Origin of the sequence: Pokkaliibacter plantistimulans (assembly GCF_003194385.1) — a bacterium.
Classification (GTDB): Bacteria; Pseudomonadota; Gammaproteobacteria; order Pseudomonadales; family Balneatricaceae; genus Pokkaliibacter; species Pokkaliibacter plantistimulans.
Map to the genome: position 1 here is coordinate 1 of NZ_LAPT01000081.1, position 17,164 is coordinate 17,164.

The 17,164-nt window shown below is 51.8% G+C and carries 13 protein-coding genes; 6 read left to right on the forward strand and 7 right to left on the reverse strand.

Annotated elements, in window-relative coordinates; genetic code table 11:
• From WH50_RS16430 to cobB, 4 genes are all read right to left on the reverse strand, one after another.
• On the reverse strand, window positions 1-1,335 hold a 1,335-nt coding region (locus tag WH50_RS16430; RefSeq protein ID WP_133251350.1), incomplete at its 3' end, for a retention module-containing protein.
• Window positions 1,336-1,552: 217 nt separating this feature from the next.
• Window positions 1,553-2,938: a nucleotide 5'-monophosphate nucleosidase PpnN gene (gene ppnN / locus WH50_RS16435; protein WP_110188291.1), complete on the reverse strand. Its 1,386-nt coding sequence runs from the start codon at window positions 2,936-2,938 to the stop codon at window positions 1,553-1,555.
• Between the two features lie 173 nt (window positions 2,939-3,111).
• Complete coding sequence (locus WH50_RS16440; protein ID WP_110188292.1) at window positions 3,112-3,948, reverse strand: EI24 domain-containing protein; 837 nt, start codon at window positions 3,946-3,948, stop codon at window positions 3,112-3,114.
• Between the two features lie 112 nt (window positions 3,949-4,060).
• Window positions 4,061-4,789, reverse strand: coding sequence for a Sir2 family NAD+-dependent deacetylase (gene cobB, locus WH50_RS16445; protein WP_243410143.1), 729 nt, complete (start codon window positions 4,787-4,789; stop codon window positions 4,061-4,063).
• A 225-nt stretch (window positions 4,790-5,014) separates the two neighbouring features.
• Here cobB and WH50_RS16450 point away from each other — a divergent pair, with 225 nt between their 5' ends.
• The gene (locus WH50_RS16450) at window positions 5,015-6,409 is read left to right on the forward strand and encodes an FAD-dependent oxidoreductase (RefSeq protein ID WP_104156495.1); all 1,395 of its coding nucleotides are present in this window, start codon (window positions 5,015-5,017) and stop codon (window positions 6,407-6,409) included.
• Window positions 6,410-6,677: 268 nt separating this feature from the next.
• On the opposite strand, the gene alr is transcribed toward WH50_RS16450, so the two are convergent.
• The 3 genes from alr to WH50_RS16465 all read right to left on the reverse strand — a co-directional run bounded on the left by alr (window position 6,678) and on the right by WH50_RS16465 (window position 9,531).
• Window positions 6,678-7,754, reverse strand: coding sequence for an alanine racemase (alr, locus tag WH50_RS16455; protein WP_110188294.1), 1,077 nt, complete (start codon window positions 7,752-7,754; stop codon window positions 6,678-6,680).
• Window positions 7,755-7,845: 91 nt separating this feature from the next.
• Complete coding sequence (locus WH50_RS16460; protein ID WP_110188295.1) at window positions 7,846-8,229, reverse strand: RidA family protein; 384 nt, start codon at window positions 8,227-8,229, stop codon at window positions 7,846-7,848.
• A gap of 48 nt (window positions 8,230-8,277) precedes the next feature.
• Window positions 8,278-9,531 (reverse strand): D-amino acid dehydrogenase, encoded by a 1,254-nt coding sequence (locus tag WH50_RS16465; RefSeq protein ID WP_110188296.1) that lies wholly within the window; start codon window positions 9,529-9,531, stop codon window positions 8,278-8,280.
• Between the two features lie 242 nt (window positions 9,532-9,773).
• Here WH50_RS16465 and WH50_RS16470 point away from each other — a divergent pair, with 242 nt between their 5' ends.
• The 5 genes from WH50_RS16470 (at window position 9,774) to WH50_RS16495 (ending at window position 16,856) form a co-directional block, all read left to right on the forward strand.
• Window positions 9,774-10,268 carry a winged helix-turn-helix transcriptional regulator gene (locus WH50_RS16470; protein ID WP_110188297.1) on the forward strand — a complete coding sequence of 165 codons (495 nt, stop codon included), beginning with the start codon at window positions 9,774-9,776 and terminating at the stop codon, window positions 10,266-10,268.
• 706 nt (window positions 10,269-10,974) lie between these two features.
• On the forward strand, window positions 10,975-12,897 hold the full coding sequence (locus WH50_RS16480) for a PrkA family serine protein kinase (RefSeq protein ID WP_110188299.1): 1,923 nt from the start codon (window positions 10,975-10,977) through the stop codon (window positions 12,895-12,897).
• A 119-nt stretch (window positions 12,898-13,016) separates the two neighbouring features.
• Window positions 13,017-14,297, forward strand: a complete 1,281-nt coding sequence (locus WH50_RS16485) for a YeaH/YhbH family protein (RefSeq protein ID WP_110188300.1) — start codon at window positions 13,017-13,019, stop codon at window positions 14,295-14,297.
• The gene (locus WH50_RS16490; RefSeq protein ID WP_207780352.1) at window positions 14,294-15,823 is read left to right on the forward strand and encodes a SpoVR family protein; all 1,530 of its coding nucleotides are present in this window, start codon (window positions 14,294-14,296) and stop codon (window positions 15,821-15,823) included. The genes WH50_RS16485 and WH50_RS16490 overlap by 4 nt, the downstream gene beginning before the upstream one ends.
• A gap of 367 nt (window positions 15,824-16,190) precedes the next feature.
• Window positions 16,191-16,856, forward strand: coding sequence for a TIGR04211 family SH3 domain-containing protein (locus WH50_RS16495; protein ID WP_110188301.1), 666 nt, complete (start codon window positions 16,191-16,193; stop codon window positions 16,854-16,856).
• The last annotated feature ends 308 nt before the right edge of the window (window positions 16,857-17,164 follow it).

Below are 17,164 nucleotides of genomic sequence, written 5' to 3' on the forward strand. Positions count from 1 at the left end.
CAGGTCGCCATAGGGCGGCTCGCTCGGCGGCTGATCGGGCGCCCGGTCGTCGGCAATGGAGCCGTCGGCACTGGCGTCGTTCAGCGCCTGACCGTTGGTCTGGGCGTTGCTGACGCTGACGGTGAAGCCTTCCACGCCTTCGTAGGTGGCGTCATCGGCCGCCACCAGGGTCAGTTCGGCACTGGTGGTACCGGCGGGGAAGGTGACATCGCCAGTGAAGGCGCCGCCATTGCTGTCCCAGGTCAGGGTGTAATCCGTGCCGCTAACGTTGACCGTGATGGATTGAACATCACCCTGCTCAATGCCATTCGTACCACTCGGCGTCACATTGACAGTCATGGTGGTATCTGTAGCACTTGGGTTGCTCAGATCAATAGTGAATACCGCATTGGTCTGGCTGCCATCAGCTGCAGGCTCAGTGGCCTGCGGTTGCACTGCCGTCACAGAGACAGTGATGTTGTCGTTATCGACAATATTTGTGGTGAAGCTGCCGTTATCAGAAACCTGCGCACCACCATCCACAGAGATCACGGTGACCGTCAGTGTTTCAGACCCTTCACTGATGTTGTCATCGGTGATGGGCACAGTGAAGGTACCGGATGTACTGCCAGCGGGGATTACAACGGTGACGGTCGTTACGCCGGGCTGACTGTAGTCTACGCCTTCGCCGGTCGCCGTATCGGAAGAGGAACCTAACTGCACAACAATAGTCAGGTCAGTAGTGCTGGGGTTATCCAGCGTCAATGTAAAGGTGACGGTACCATCCGATTCCTGGACGGAGTCAGGACCAGAAATGGATACAGACACTGGCAACAGCGGAATAACATCGTCTTCAGTACCAGCCGTAGCGTTGGTCGGCCCGGTGGTATCAAAACCTGCTGTGGGCTCTGACTCCAGCCCGATACGATCAATACTTACAACAGTGAAGCCACCACCGTCGGGACCTGCACCACCTGCACCTGGAGCACCACCTGCGGCAGTCGCTTCAAGCACCTGAGTCGGGTCAACACCGGCCAGAATCGCTTGCTGGATCGCATCTACGCTGGTAGCACTTTCGGGTGTTGTTCCCGCAGCCAGATCAGCAGGATTCTGGCTCGTATCCTGATCACCACTGGAAGGAGAAACAGTGCTATCAAGCAGGGCTACATCATTGGCGCCCAAGGCGGTACGAGATCCATCCGCGAAAGTAATAACCAGAGACGAGCCGTCTCCGGTTTGTACCTGATCATCAGCATAAATGGTGTCGCCCAGGGCTAACGTACGAACCTGTCCATTGACATCTTTCGCCGTAACCTGACCCACCAGAGATGTAACCCGACCGATTGCAGTTGCCATGACTATCTCCCGTGCTTGAACACAGTTTGAAATGAATTGGATCAATAAAAGACCAATCCACCACGGGCAACAAGGTACTTAAGTACCCAATCACGAACTTAAAGCGAAGAGATTGAACAGAAATATCAGGCAGGTTCTGGAGAGAAACATGGAACCCAGGCCGGACCACACTGGTCCGGCTATCTGGATGGCCGTGCAACTATTCCACGTTGTGAAATTATCGGATTACCCGATAACAGGGGACGTAACGTGACGCGTTGATTTTCATACGCTTTTCTTCAACAAAAGCCTCAAGCAACGCATCAAGACGTTGCATCAAGCCGGTGTCACCACTGATGTGATAAGGGCCATGCTGTTTGATAGCCTGAATTCCGTTGGCCTTTACATTACCGGCGACGATACCGGACATCGCCCTGCGCAGGTTGGCAGCCAGCTTCCAGGGTTCCTGCCCCAGGTGCAGATTCAGACTGGCCATGTTGTCGTGGGAAGGCTCAAATGGCTGCTGGAAATGATCATCAACATGCAGTACCCAGTTGAAATGGTATGCGTCGCTGTGCAGCTTGCGAAATGCGGTGACCTTTTCCATGCCCTGTTTCATTGCCCGCGCTGCAGCAGCGGGATCATCAATGATGATCTGGTAGCGAGAACGAGCCTCCTCCCCTAGCGTTTCCGCAATGAACTCATCAATCAGACCGAAATAAGAAGCAGCACTTGCCGGACCGGTAAACACCAGCGGATAAGGCAGATCAGCATTGCGGGGATGCAGCAGGATACCAAGCAGATAAAGAATCTCCTCTGCTGTTCCCACCCCTCCGGGGAACACGATAATACCGTGCCCCAGACGAACAAACGCCTCCAGACGCTTTTCGATATCCGGCATGATAACCAGCTGATTAACAATGGGATTGGGGGACTCGGCAGCAATAATGCCCGGCTCAGTTATACCGATGTAACGACCATCACTGACACGCTGCTTGGCATGTGCAATGTTTGCTCCCTTCATCGGCCCCTTCATCGCACCCGGACCACACCCAGTACAAATATTCAGGTGACGCAGGCCCAGTTCATACCCCACCTTTTTGGTGTACTGATACTCATAACTATTAATGGAATGACCACCCCAACACACTACCGTGTCAGGCTTGATCCTTGGACGCAGCACATTGGCATGACGCAGAATGTGGAATACCGCGTTGGTGATACCTTCAGAATTGGAGAGATCCAGGGCGCAGTTACCCAACAATTCACCATGGATATAAACGATATCACGCAGTACTGAGAACAGGTTGTCGCGGATCCCCACAATCATTTCGCCGTCAACGAATGCACTGGCGGGCGCGTTATCAATTTCCAGCTTCAAGCCACGATATTGCTGAACGACATGCACATCAAAATCAGCAAAGCTGCTCAGCACTTCTTCTGCGTCATCCATGTTACTGCCGCAGTTGAGGACTGCCAGACAGCACTGACGGAAGATTTTATGCAAGCCACCATCGCTGATGTCCTGCAGGCGCTGAACCTCAGCCAGAGAGAGCACATCCATGTCACCTTCAGGGGTAACAATTGCCTTAGCCACTTTATTCTGAACAACTTTATCCAGCATATAGCCCCCTTAAAAACACATGACCGAGCCACCGGATCGGTCTTCAGGCTTAAGCTGTCGGCAGCATTACAAAGCTACAGTGACCGACATCAGTCCACTGCCGACATACCACCACTGAATTAATGCCCCCATGATGCAGTAAAGGCAAGCAAAATCAGAGAGTTGAGAAGATGTCAGCGCGCCGCTGGAGGACCGCTACGCCCATCGCGGAGATTCTCAAACATATCGCCCTGCCAACGATGACGCTGGCCGTGCTGCAGAAAGAGGTGAGTCAACGCAACCACACCTATTATCGGGACGAACAGGTTGATAAAAGGCAGAAAGCTCAGGCAATACGCCACTGCACTCAGCCAGAACAGCGGCATGTTTGACCAGCGATTAACCTGTTTGAACGTCACCTCATCGAGCGTATTTTCACCCACATCCTGCGCCAGCAGGCTGCGGAAATAGGCATAGAAAATGACTTTGAACCAGACAATATTGATTAACGGAATCCACAGTATTGGTAAGGAAAATACCATTACAGCGGCCAGAGCACAGGTTTTGAGCAGCACCTTGACTATCGACTCGACCAGACCGCCGTGTTGCTGCAACGGCACATCCGCGTAGTGCTTGTTGTGAATATGTTTGACAATACCTGGAGTCAGGAAAGCAGTAATCAGCATAGCAACAAGAATCATGCCCTCTCCCAGCATGAATACGCCGAGAAAAGAAAACAACATCCCCAATATCGCTTTAGCCACCAGCGCAAGCGCCACACCGATAAGAGGAACACCATCTAACCACTGCTGAACATGCTGAATGAGGCCATCCACGGATGACTCCCCCCCTGTCAGCATGCCACTGCCCCAGCTAAACACGAACAGGCCGGCCCACATCAGTGCGCACAGCGCTACAACGAAGCCAACCACAAACGGCAGCATGGCTTTTTTTAAAATAGTGGCAGACAGCAGATCACTGACTATCAACTCCACCATTCCAGATTTGACGGAGGGAGCATCCCACGACATAGCGTCTCCTAATTGCTATCTGGTGCCTCTGCACCTTTTATATGTTTGTCACTTGAAGCTGACTGAAACTCTGAATATGGTTACGGCTGAGACCCTACTCACGCAACAACACTCAGCCTGCCTGCAGGACAGCAGTGACCCAGTCTGGTACTACCCTCGATGCGGGCCCATAAGCTCCATCATCAAAAGCGTGGTGATTCTTGCTTGGCTCCAGATTCAGCTCCAGTGTCCTGGCTCCAGCCGCTCTGGCTTCCTCAACAAACCCCGCTGCCGGATAAACATGCCCGGAAGTCCCGATAGAGACAAAAAGGTCAGCCTGTGCAAGTGCGTTATAGATGTCATCCATATGCATTGGCATCTCGCCAAACCAGACAATATCGGGGCGTAACGTAGCTGATCGCTGACAACAGGCACAGCAACTATCTGTATCAAGGTCGCCGGTATGGAGGAATCGCTGCCCACTGTGCACACATCGAATCGAGTTCAACTCACCGTGCATATGAAGGACCTGTTGTGACCCCGCACGTTCATGCAAATTGTCAACGTTCTGCGTAATAAGCGTGACTATTCCATGAAATTCACGCTGCAGTCTGGCCAATGCCAGATGCGCAACATTTGGTTGCACTTCAGGTCGTTGCAGGTGAGCACGCCGGGCGTTATAGAACCGGTGCACGCGGGCGGGGTCATGGGCAAACCCTTGAGGAGTCGCCACCAGCTCTACAGGCTCGTTCTCCCATAGGCCATCTGCGGCACGAAAGGTAGGAATTCCTGACTCGGCGGAAATGCCCGCGCCCGTCAGTACAACAATATGTTTGATGGCTGCTGAAGGTTTGTGGAGCATGATGTTTCCCACAAAAATTGTCGACATACGACCAAGGACTCAGTGGGCATCAAAGTGGCTTTACTTTATAATGCGCCGCATCAAAAAAACCAGCGGAATACCAGAGCCGTATTAAGGTTTGATGACGCATTCCTACTGGACACCACGCCTGCGTCAAGAGCGCATGCAGGAGGCCTCACCACCCATGAGGTCGATAAGTCTGACCACCGATAAAGTGTAGCGATTATGCCTGATAAAAAGTTTGACGTCCTTATCATCGGCGGCGGTGTATCCGGCACTGCCCTGCTGTATGAACTGGCCAAGTATACCGATCTGACCAGCCTCGGCCTGGTCGAGAAATACGATGGCATTGCGAAGGTAAACTCTCACGGCCATAACAACAGCCAGACCATTCACTGCGGCGATATCGAAACCAACTATACGGTCGATAAAGCACGGACAGTGAAGCGCACTGCAGACATGATCGTTCACTATGCGACTCGTCTCCCGGCTGAAGAGCGCGACAAGATCATCTTCAAAATGCCCAAGATGGTACTGGGTGTTGGCAAGACGGAATGCGACTATATCCGCAAACGTTACACCGAGTTCAAAGAGCTGTTCCCAAAAATGGAACTGCTGGAAAAAGAAGACATCGCCAAGATTGAACCCAACGTTGCCATGATTAACGGCGAGCTGCGTAAAGACGAAATCGTCGCTACCGGCACTGTCGACGCTTATTCTGCTGCAGATTATCAGGCTCTGTCAGAATCGTTCGTCAGCGAAGTCAAGAAAATCGAAGGCAAAAATATCGAGCTGATGCTGGGCGCAGAAGTTATCGATATCGAGAAAGTGGGCAGCAACCATGTCGTCAAGACTAGCAAAGGCGAATTTGAAGCTCGCTTCGTTGTCGTCTGCGCCGGTGGCCACTCGCTGCTGTTTGCTCAGAAGATGGGTTACGGCCTGGAGTTCTCCTGCCTGCCCATGGCCGGAAGTTTCTACTTCGCTCCACAGGCTCTGAACGGCAAGGTATACACTGTTCAGAACCCTCACCTGCCGTTTGCAGCTGTACACGGTGACAACGACGTCAAAGCACTGGGCAAAACCCGCTTTGGACCAACTGCACTGATGCTGCCGATGCTGGAGCGCTACTGCCCATCCTCGTTCTGGGACTTCCTCAAGGTGCTGCGCCTGGACAGCAATGTAGCCAAGGTGTTCTACGACCTGTTCAAGGTTCGTGATATCCGTAACTACATTTTCCGCAACTTCCTGTTTGAAGTGCCCTACATCAATCGTCGCCTGTTCCTGAAGGACATCAAGAAAATTATCCCTTCTCTGACAGTGGACGATATCAGTTACGCCAAGGGCTTCGGTGGCGTGCGCCCTCAGCTGATCGATAAGAAAAATCGCAAGCTGATGATGGGTGAAGCCAAGATCAATCCTGGCACCGGCATCGTCTTCAACATGACGCCCTCACCCGGCGCAACCAGCTGCCTGGGTAATGCTGAGCGTGATATGCGTATCGTTGCTGACTACCTTGGTTGCACTATTGATGAAGAAGCCTTCTCTCGTGACCTGCTGACGCCCATCGAAGAGCTTGGAGCCGTGCAGGAGCCTAATGAGGCAGACGCTGTTAGCGCCTAAGCGTTATTAAGGCGCCTGCTGCAGGCAATAGAGCTGAAAAGCCCCGCCATTGCGGATTCGCATCAAACCGAACGTAAGTTCAGTTTTTTGGGAATCCTGTCAAAGGCGGGGCTTTTCATTTCATTCTGGCGTCTGGAACTACACAACAGGCACAGCAATGCGATGTCGCACAACTCCGTGCACATACCCAGCACTTATTCAGCACAAACAAAAAGAGGTAGCCAAGCCACCTCTTCGATTACCTCAAAATACTGCGCCACTCCCAAAGTTAGCCCTTGTAAAACAGAGGTACTCTTCGAGTCAGTTTGGTGACCAGCTCATAGGGTATGGCGTCACAATAGCTGGCAACCTCTGCCACCTTTAAATCACTCCCCCAGAATTCAACCCTGGCGCCTGCAGCTACCCCTTCAACCGGAGTCAGATCGACCGTCAGCATGTCCATGGACACCCTGCCGATCAACCGAGTACGTACACCATTGACAAGAACAGGAGTGCCATCAACTGCCTGACGGGGGAAGCCGTCACCATATCCCATGGCGACCACACCGACACGCGTTGGCGCCGTAGTGACAAATCTGCCACCATAGCCCACCGGCTCTCCGACAGACAGATCACGTACAGCAATCACCTCTGATGAAATACACATGGCAGGCTTCAATTGATCAGCCAAAGGATGGGACTCTGCATAAGGAGAAATGCCGTACAGCATCAGCCCCGGCCTCAACCAATCGCCATGAGCCATCGGCCACCCCAGTGTTGCAGGCGAGTTAGATGCGCTTACCGGGCCAGGCAGACTGGCAATCGTTTCACTGAAGGTATGCCATTGTTTGCGAGTGTAATCACAACTCAACTCGTCAGCTCGGGCAAAATGCGTCATTTTACCCAGCGTGGCCACACCGGGATGACGCTGTAACAATGCAAATACTTCTACAAAACGCTCAGGGAAGAATCCCAGGCGGTGCATGCCAGAGTCCATTTTCAGCCAGACATCGACTGGCTGCTTGAATGAATAAGAGGCAAATAGCGCCAGCTGCTCCTCACAATGAATAGCTGTACTCAGGCGCAGGGAGTCGATCAGTGGCAATTCATCAGCAGCAAAAAAACCTTCCAGCAGCAGGATCGGCCGTTCAATACCGGCCTCACGCAACTCAATGGCCTCTTCGATGCACGCAACACCAAAGGCATCTGCCTCATCCGCCAGCGCTCTGGCAACCTGCACCGCTCCATGTCCATAAGCATTGGCCTTGACCGTGGCCACTGCCCTGGCACCGGGCTTTTGCTGTTTGGCAAGACGGTAGTTATGGCGAATGGCATCCAGATCCACTTCCGCACGCAAGGCGCGCATATTTCTCACTCCTGAACACGGGTGCAGGTGCACCCCGGCGCCTATCAGGCAGACCGCTGCCGACAGGCGCTCGTTTGAAATTGATGCTCCGTTACAGAGACATCACACCTTCAACTTCTACATCCACACCTTTCGGCAGCTCTTTGACGCCGATAGCGGCACGTGCAGGATAAGGTGCAGAGAAGTAACGCTGCATTACTTCATTGACCGAAGCAAAATTGGCCAGATCGGTCAGGAAGATGTTGATCTTGACGAAATCAGACATGGTGCCGCCAGCAGCTTCGGCAACGGCTTTCAGGTTTTCGAAGACGCGAACAGCTTGCGCCTCAAATGAATCCCTAACGACCTCCATGGTCGCTGGATCCAGAGGAATCTGACCAGACAGAAACACCAGGTTGCCTACCTTCACCGCCTGAGAATAAGGTCCGATTGCTGCTGGTGCCTTATCGGTTGAAATAATGCTTTTGTTGCTCATGATCTATCCTGTCTTTGAGAGGTAAGAGGAACGCAATGCGCTCTTCAATTAGCTGTAGCGACTGACATCAAGGCCCGCAGGATCAATGTCCGGCTGGTTACCGCTGATGACATCGGCCAACAACTTGCCCGAGCCACAAGACATTGTCCAGCCCAGGGTTCCATGGCCACTGTTGAGGTACAGATTGGAGATTTGGGTCTTGCCGACCAACGGGGTACCGTCCGGAGTCATTGGCCGCAAACCGGTCCAGAACTCCGCCTTGTCGATGTCACCACCGTCAGGGAATACATCACGCACAACCATGGCAATGGTCTCGCGGCGCGGCTCGCGCAATTTAAGGTTGTACCCTGACAGCTCAGCAGTGCCCGCCACGCGGATACGATCCTCAAAACGAGTAATCGCCACCTTATAGGTTTCATCCATAACGGTGGATACAGGCGCCGCATCGGCATTGGCGATAGGCACAGTCAGGGAGTAACCTTTCACTGGATAAATGGGCAGTTCAAGCCCCAACGGATTCACCAGAAACGGGGTATAGCTCCCCATCGCTACTACGTATATATCCGCAGTTAACTCTCCAGCAGAGGTATCGACACCGATAATGTTGCCACCACGAGACAACAGTTTGTTTACTGTAGTGTCGAACAGGTACTCCACTCCCATCTGCTTGCTGATTTCGACCAGCTTATTGGTGAACTCAAAGCAATCACCGGTTTCGTCACCCGGCAGTCTCAGACCGGAGATGAACTTCTCACGAACACGCTCCAACGCAGGCTCAATGGCAATGCACTGATCCATCGAAAGCACTTCATAGGGCACATTACAACGCTCAAGCACCGCAATGTCGCTCTGCGAGGCCTTCACCTGCTTATCAGTACGGAACAGTTGTAACGTCCCCTGTTGACGATCGTTGTATTGAATTCCGGTGTCTTTCCGCAGTTGAATAAAGCAGTCACGACTGTATTCAGCGAGACGCATCATGCGCTCTTTGTTGACGGCATAGGCGCTTTCGGTGCAGTTGGACAGCATCTGCATCATCCACTTCCACATCGTGGTATCCATCTGCGGATGCAACTTGAGGGGTGCGTGACGCTGAGCCAGCCACTTCATGGCTTTGACGGGAATACCCGGCGCAGCCCAGGGTGCAGAATATCCGGGTGAAATCTGCCCGGCATTTGCATAGCTGGTCTCCAGTGCAGGGCCAGGCTGGCGATCAACGACAGTTACCGAGTGCCCGGCTTTGGCCAGATAATAGGCATGGGTAACACCGATAACACCACTACCGATAACTAATACTTTCATGACTGGCTCCACACGGCCTATGCTCAAGGAGGTATAGTGCGGATCTGCATTTTGATGCTATGACAGGCAATTCATCTACTGCAGATCAGATTTACCGAAAACATTCTCGGCATACGCCCCATGTTGTAGGTAATATTTATCGCTAGTATAGCGACACCTGAGAAGATTTTTTTTGGGATTTAGCCGCCAGCAAAGGTGATTAGACCTAAAAAATGGAAATAGACAGAAAAAGAAACCAAAAAATGACATCTAAAAATACAGAACGAAAATTAGACCGTATCGATCGCCATATATTACGGGCCTTGCAAGAAGATGCCCGCCTTTCTTACGTCGAGCTGGCCAACAAAGTGGGGCTTTCCACTACCCCCTGTATGGAACGGGTAAAGAAGCTGGAACGTGATGGCGTCATCATTGGCTACCACGCCCATCTTAACCCCCATCATCTCGACGCCAGCTTGCTGGTCTTCGTCGAAATCAGCCTGACTTATAACTCTCCCAGCGTATTTGAGGACTTCCGCCGAGAAGTGATGAGTCTGCCTCATGTTATGGAATGTCACCTAGTCTCAGGCAACTTCGACTATCTCGTCAAAGCGCGTATTGGCGAAATGTCTGCCTATCGCGGCCTGCTGGGAGAAATCCTGCAGAAGCTGCCTGGTGTCAGTCACACCCGTAGCTATGTAGTGATGGAGGAAGTAAAGGAAAGCACCAACCTCCACGTTCCAGATGGCCGCCGCTAAATCATCAGCATAAAAGCGTAGTCCCATTTATGGGACTACAAGTAAAAAAATACTGCGATGTCTTGCCGCACCTAACTGCCTTTGTCACCCAGACATCTACATTCCCCATTAAGCCAGCATGGATTCGCTGGCACTGCCCAAAAATCAGGCAGCTTCTGATCCCACATCTGTGCACAAGGTCTTTTATCTCACCAAAACAGCGCAGCAAGATACGTTTGAGCCCTTTCCTCTTGCTCCCCCATTCAAAGACAACTGCTTCAAAGTGCTTCAACTTCAGCTGCCTCTCGTGATACATGCCACCGCCAACCTCACAACCATCAGAATCGAATAGCCCCGAAGACAATCAGACAGGCCGAGCCAGCATCAACGTTTGCACCGTCAGGCACTGGCCTGTCACTAAAGCGCTAGTAACAGCTCTTTTCATGCAATCGCAGAACTTGGCGGGGAATTTGCTCTCTAATCAATTGAGAACAATTGAATATGCACCTATAGATGAATGTAAGAATGGCAAACCTGTAGTCATTGAAGGTGAAACAAATTACTAATCAGCTGCTGGTTTCATAGGGGTGTGAGCACCAGCCTGATCCGCACCTGCAACACGCTACATAACATGATTTGCCAGACTTGAGAGAGAGCGATAGACGTCTAGCGGCAACATAAGGCCCAGACGACTGGAACTGAATCTAACGAAGGGAAGGTGATGGTTATGAGTATCTTTAATAGTTACAAGCAACGTTACGATGCCACCCGTCATGAAGAATTCAGCCTGCAAGAGTACCTGGAGCTATGCAAACGCGATCCGACTGCGTACGCCACAGCATCCGAACGCATGTTGATGGCTATTGGTGAACCTGAGCAGGTTGATACGTCGCGCGATCCCAGGTTGTCACGAATCTTCTCAAATAAACTGATCAAGCGTTACCCAGCCTTTCATGAGTTCTATGGCATGGAGGAAGCCATTGAGCAGCTGGTCGCCTATTTCAAACATGCCGCACAAGGTCTCGAAGAGCGTAAGCAGATCCTCTACCTGCTCGGCCCTGTCGGCGGTGGTAAGTCTTCTCTGGCTGAGCGCCTGAAACAATTAATGGAGCATGTCCCTTTCTATGCCATTAAGGGATCTCCCGTATTTGAGTCCCCCCTCAACCTGTTTAACCCCGACGAAGATGCCACCATCCTGGAGGAGGAGTTTGGCATTCCCAGGCGTTACCTCAGTGGTGTAATGTCGCCCTGGGCAATCAAACGTCTTCATGAGTTTGGTGGTGACGTCGAGCAGTTCAGAGTAGTAAAACTCTACCCATCACGACTCAATCAGGTCGCTATCGCTAAAACTGAACCGGGTGATGAAAACAACCAGGATATTTCCAGCCTTGTCGGTAAAGTCGACATTCGCAAACTGGAAGAATTCTCGCAGAACGACCCTGATGCCTATAGCTACTCCGGCGCATTGAACCGCGCCAACCAGGGCATCATGGAATTCGTCGAGATGTTCAAAGCGCCGATCAAGGTGCTGCACCCCTTGCTGACCGCTACTCAGGAAGGGAACTACAACGGTACAGAGGCTATTGGTAGCCTGCCCTTTAACGGCATCCTGCTGGCCCACTCGAACGAATCGGAGTGGCAGAGCTTCCGTAACAACAAAACCAACGAGGCCTTTATTGATCGCATCTACATCGTCAAGGTGCCCTACTGCACCCGTATGTCGGAAGAAATCAATATCTACAAGAAACTGATAGAGCACAGCTCTCTGCGCCAGGCTCCCTGTGCACCTGACACCCTGAAGATGATGGCGCAGTTTACGGTGCTGTCCCGTCTGAAAGAACCTGAGAATTCCAGCATCTACTCGAAGATGCGAATTTATGATGGTGAGAATCTGAAAGACACCGATCCCCGCGCCAAGTCCCTGCAGGAATACAAAGACATGGCTGGCGTGGATGAAGGGATGGACGGTCTGTCGACCCGCTTTGCCTTCAAGATCATGTCCAAAGTGTTCAACTTTGACCCCACCGAGGTCGCTGCCAACCCGGTGCACCTGCTCTATGTACTTGAGCAGGAAATTGAACGCCAGCAATTTCCGGAAGAGACACAGGAGCGTTACCTGCGGTTCATCAAGGAATATCTGGCGCCGAAGTACATCGAGTTCCTCGGTAAGGAAATTCAGACGGCTTACCTCGAATCCTACTCAGAATATGGCCAGAACATCTTTGACCGCTACGTCACCTATGCCGATTTCTGGATTCAGGACCAGGAATACCGCGACCCTGAAACCGGCGACATTCTAGACCGTCAGGCGATCAACGAAGAACTGGAGAAAATCGAGAAGCCTGCTGGCATCTCCAACCCCAAGGACTTCCGCAACGAGATCGTCAACTTTGTGCTGCGCGCTCGTGCCAACCACAATGGCAGAAACCCCAGCTGGCTGAGCTACGAAAAACTACGCAATGTGATTGAAAAGAAAATGTTCTCCAATACCGAGGACCTGCTCCCCGTCATATCCTTCAATGCCAAAGCCTCTTCAGAGGATCAGAAGAAGCACAACGAGTTCGTCAAGCGTCTGGTTGAACGTGGCTACACTGAGAAGCAGGTTCGTCTGCTGTGCGAATGGTACATCCGCGTACGTAAATCACAGTGATGACCCAGTAGCCACAGGCGAATCCAGGAGCTGGATCTCACTGACACAACGGACCAACCCCGGTGGCTGGTCCGTTTACCAGTATGCAGAACCATGCTTCCAGGCATGGAGGAACGGACATGACCTATATTATTGACCGTCGTCTGAACGGGAAAAACAAAAGTGCGGTCAACCGCCAGCGCTTTTTACATCGCTACCGAAAACACATCAAAGAAGCCGTAGCGGAGGCCATCAATCAGCGTTCCATTACCGATGTCGACAACGGTTCCGATATCACCATTCCTCGGCGTGATATATCCGAGCCTATTTTCCATCATGGTCAGGGCGGCGCCGATACCCGCGTATTTCCTGGCAATAAGGAGTTTATAACAGGGGACGAGATACAGCGCCCAGGGGGCGGAGGCGGCGGTGGCGCCGGGCAGGGACAAGCCAGCAACAGCGGCGAAGGCGTGGATGAATTCACCTTTCACATCAACCGGGATGAATTTCTGGAGTTTATTTTTGAGGATCTCGAGTTACCCAATCTGGTAAAGAAGCACCTGAAAGACACTCAAGCCTTTGAGCGACGTATGGCTGGCTTCACCTCCCACGGCACCCCGGAAAAGTTACACGTGGTTCGCACTCTGAAGTCTGCTTACTCACGTCGCATTGCCTTATCTGGCAACGATAGACGCCAGTTGCGCGAGCTACGGGCGGCTAAAGAGCAGATTTTGCAGCACCCTCCGATTACTCCGGCATTGCGCCAACGCCTTGAAGAGATTGAAGAAGAAATTGAAGCATTAAAAGCCAATATCAAGCGCCTTCCCTTCCTTGATGACATCGACCTGCGCTACCGCAACATGGTCAAAGTACCGATGCCCTCCAGCAAAGCTGTGATGTTTTGCATCATGGACGTTTCAGGGTCAATGACCCGGGAAACCAAGGACATCGCCAAACGTTTCTTCATGCTGCTCTTCCTGTTCCTGCAGCGGAATTATAAGTCGGTCGAAGTCGTGTTTATCCGTCACCATACCCGCGCCAAAGAAGTGGATGAAGAGGAGTTTTTCTATTCCCGTGAGACAGGCGGCACGATTGTTTCCAGTGCACTGGAACTATGCCGAGATATTCAGCAGGCTCGCTACTCACCCGCTGACTGGAACATCTACGTTGCCCAGGCCTCTGATGGTGACAACTGGGATGGTGACTCGGCCACCTGTCGCAAGCTGATCACGGAAGCACTCCTGCCCGTCGTGCAATACTTTGCCTACGTGGAAATTACTACCAATCCACACCAGAACCTGTGGCACGAATACGAGCAGATTCTAGCGGGCTATCCTGATAGCTTCGCCATGCAGCGAATTGAGACCCCCAGCGATATTTATCCGGTATTCCGGGAACTGTTCAGGAGGAAGGTGTCATGATCGAAGCTGTCGTCGAGCGCAAGCAACCCATCTCCACCCAGTCTGAGTGGACCTTCGAGCTGGTGCAGGCCTATGACAAGGAAATTGCCCGGATTGCCAAAGCCTTCAAACTGGATACCTACCCCAATCAGATAGAAATCATCACTTCCGAACAGATGATGGATGCCTACTCTTCAGTGGGCATGCCGCTGAACTATCACCATTGGTCCTACGGCAAACAGTTTCTGGAAACGGAGCAGCGCTACAAGCGCGGCCAAATGGGTCTGGCTTATGAAATCGTCATCAACTCCAACCCCTGTATTGCCTATCTGATGGAAGAAAACACCCTGATGATGCAGATACTGGTTATGGCGCACGCCTGCTATGGCCACAACTCTTTCTTCAAAGGTAACTACCTGTTCAGAACCTGGACCGATGCATCCGCCATTATTGATTATCTGGTGTTCGCCAAGAGCTACATTTCCAAGTGCGAAGAGCGCTACGGACATGATGCAGTAGAAGAGACCCTTGATTCCTGCCATGCGCTGATGAACTACGGCGTGAACCGCTATGTTCGCCCTCGTCCTATTTCAGCAGAAGAGGAAAAGCAACGTCAGCTTGAACGTGAAGAGTATATCCAGCGCCATCTGAATGACCTTTGGACCACCATTCCACGAAAAGAAAGGTCGGGAGATGCAGATGATAAGACCCCGCACTTTCCAGCCGAACCGGAAGAAAACATTCTCTATTTCTTTGAAAAAAACTCGCCACTGCTGGAACCCTGGCAGCGCGAAATCATTCGTATCGTGCGCAAACTGGGGCAGTACTTCTACCCTCAGCGACAAACACAGGTAATGAATGAAGGCTGGGCGACCTTCTGGCACTACACCATCATGAATCGGCTGTATGACGAGGGCCTGATATCGGATGGCTTCCTCATCGAGTTTCTGCAGTCTCATACCAATGTCGTGTACCAGCCCTCTTTCGACAGCCCTTATTTCAGCGGCATCAACCCGTATGCGCTGGGCTTTGCCATCTATCAGGACATCAAACGCATTTGCGAAAAACCCACGGAGGAGGACCGCTACTGGTTCCCCGATCTTGCAGGTAGCGACTGGCTCGAAGCTATTCATTTCGCCATGAAGAACTTCAAGGATGAGAGCTTTATCCTGCAATACCTGTCACCCAAAGTTATTCGGGACTTCCACCTGTTTGCCATTCTGGATGACGAAAAGGCGCCGACACTCAAAGTCGAGGCCATTCATGACAACGAGGGCTACCGTAAGATACGTGATGCGCTGGCTGCTCAGTACAATCTCAGCGTCAGAGAGCCCAATATTCAGGTGTATAACGTCAACATCCGAGGTGACCGTGCACTGACACTACGTCACTATCAGCATAATCACCGTCCTTTGGGCAAAACTACTCAGGATATGCTGAAGCACGTGCATCGACTATGGGGCTTCGATGTGCATCTGGAGACAATCAGCGACGACAACAAGGTGACCAAGGTATTTCATTGCCCTGATCCGGCGGAGCGCCATTAGCAGTTAATCGATAGTGACTCCGATTAATCAGTGATACTCCATAGCCCACTCACGTATCATTCCCTGAGCGGGCACTGATAGAACACTGGAGACCTGCTGCTTTTCTGGCCAATACTCGGAAGATGCAGCAGTCTCTACCTCTGGCGAAAGTTTTCATTCTGTTACTCCCATACATATCCACAGCTTTTTTGGATAAGTTAGGGGGTTCTTATCAACGCCAACCTGCCTTAACAGGTTGCTGTGGACAGGATGGCAGCGTTTTAGGCATCGTCATAACTGCCCACTGCAGGTGAGGAACGTTACCAGCGGACCTTGCCAACCTGGTAGCTGGCATTCTTTTGACTATGTAATTTAAAGGAACCCATACATGGTATTGGCACGTGTATGTCTGTTGACTGGACTGGCTTCGTTTTCCTCCGCTCTGTGGGCACAAACAATGTACGTGTCAGACGTACAGTTCGTCGCCATTCGCTCAGCACCCAATGGATCGGCCTCCGTCGTCGAGCGTGCAATTAAAAGCGGTGAAGCAATGGAGATCCTGCAAAAGGGAGATGAGTTCACCAAGGTACGCACCCACGACGGCAACGAGGGCTGGATTCAGAACTACTTCCTGATGGATGATCCCGCCAGCCGGGATCGTGTAGATCAGCTTTCCAGCAAAGTAGCCAGTCTTGAGCAGCAACGGCAAAGCTTGCAGGTCAACCTGGACGCATTGCAGCAGGAACGCAATACGCTGAAATCTTCGCTGGACCAAACTGAGCAGCAACGTACCAGCTTGAGCAATAAACTGAGCAATCTGGACTCCGAGGTAAAAGCCGTCGATCAGTGGAAAAGCGAGAAGACGGTTCTTACCCAGCAGATCAGTACATTGCAAAGCGACCTCAGTAATACCAAAGAAGAAAATCAGCGCCTGCGAAAAAATGAGAATGTATCCTGGTTCGTGACCGGTGCCGGTGCCGTGCTTGCAGGAGTCATCCTTGGAGTGATGCTGAGTATGTTCAAGCGACGCAAGAAACAAAGTGAATGGGTATAATGCCCCGCTTAACAGGCTGTTGAAAAACGTTATCGAGGCCGCCGAGACAAGGAAATACCCCTAGGGCACAAGAAACAGGCGAAAAAGCGGAGTTTAGTGAACTAAATGAGCATTTGACTCGCTCCGCTCGCCCCTTCGGGGCCGTGCTAAAGCACGTTCAGCCTTTGGCTGTGAGCCTGTTTTTGACGCGGTATTCGGCAACACAGATAGATTTTCAACGACCTGTTAAGCCGACACGCAGGCGCTACACACGTCCCTCTCTCCCTGAGAGAGGGCAGCCACACGCTGCACATCTGTATCAGGTAAAA

What these genes read in the sequence shown, in the direction of transcription:
- ppnN (WP_110188291.1), bottom strand. Translation starts at nt 2,938, where the DNA reads ATGCTGGATAAAGTTGTTCAGAATAAAGTGGCTAAGGCAATTGTTACC.
- WH50_RS16460 (WP_110188295.1), bottom strand. Translation starts at nt 8,229, where the DNA reads ATGAGCAACAAAAGCATTATTTCAACCGATAAGGCACCAGCAGCAATC.
- WH50_RS16495 (WP_110188301.1), top strand. Translation starts at nt 16,191, where the DNA reads ATGGTATTGGCACGTGTATGTCTGTTGACTGGACTGGCTTCGTTTTCC.
- alr (WP_110188294.1), bottom strand. Translation starts at nt 7,754, where the DNA reads ATGCGCGCCTTGCGTGCGGAAGTGGATCTGGATGCCATTCGCCATAAC.
- WH50_RS16480 (WP_110188299.1), top strand. Translation starts at nt 10,975, where the DNA reads ATGAGTATCTTTAATAGTTACAAGCAACGTTACGATGCCACCCGTCAT.
- cobB (WP_243410143.1), bottom strand. Translation starts at nt 4,789, where the DNA reads ATGCTCCACAAACCTTCAGCAGCCATCAAACATATTGTTGTACTGACG.
- WH50_RS16465 (WP_110188296.1), bottom strand. Translation starts at nt 9,531, where the DNA reads ATGAAAGTATTAGTTATCGGTAGTGGTGTTATCGGTGTTACCCATGCC.
- WH50_RS16440 (WP_110188292.1), bottom strand. Translation starts at nt 3,948, where the DNA reads ATGTCGTGGGATGCTCCCTCCGTCAAATCTGGAATGGTGGAGTTGATA.
- WH50_RS16450 (WP_104156495.1), top strand. Translation starts at nt 5,015, where the DNA reads ATGCCTGATAAAAAGTTTGACGTCCTTATCATCGGCGGCGGTGTATCC.
- WH50_RS16490 (WP_207780352.1), top strand. Translation starts at nt 14,294, where the DNA reads ATGATCGAAGCTGTCGTCGAGCGCAAGCAACCCATCTCCACCCAGTCT.
- WH50_RS16485 (WP_110188300.1), top strand. Translation starts at nt 13,017, where the DNA reads ATGACCTATATTATTGACCGTCGTCTGAACGGGAAAAACAAAAGTGCG.
- WH50_RS16470 (WP_110188297.1), top strand. Translation starts at nt 9,774, where the DNA reads ATGACATCTAAAAATACAGAACGAAAATTAGACCGTATCGATCGCCAT.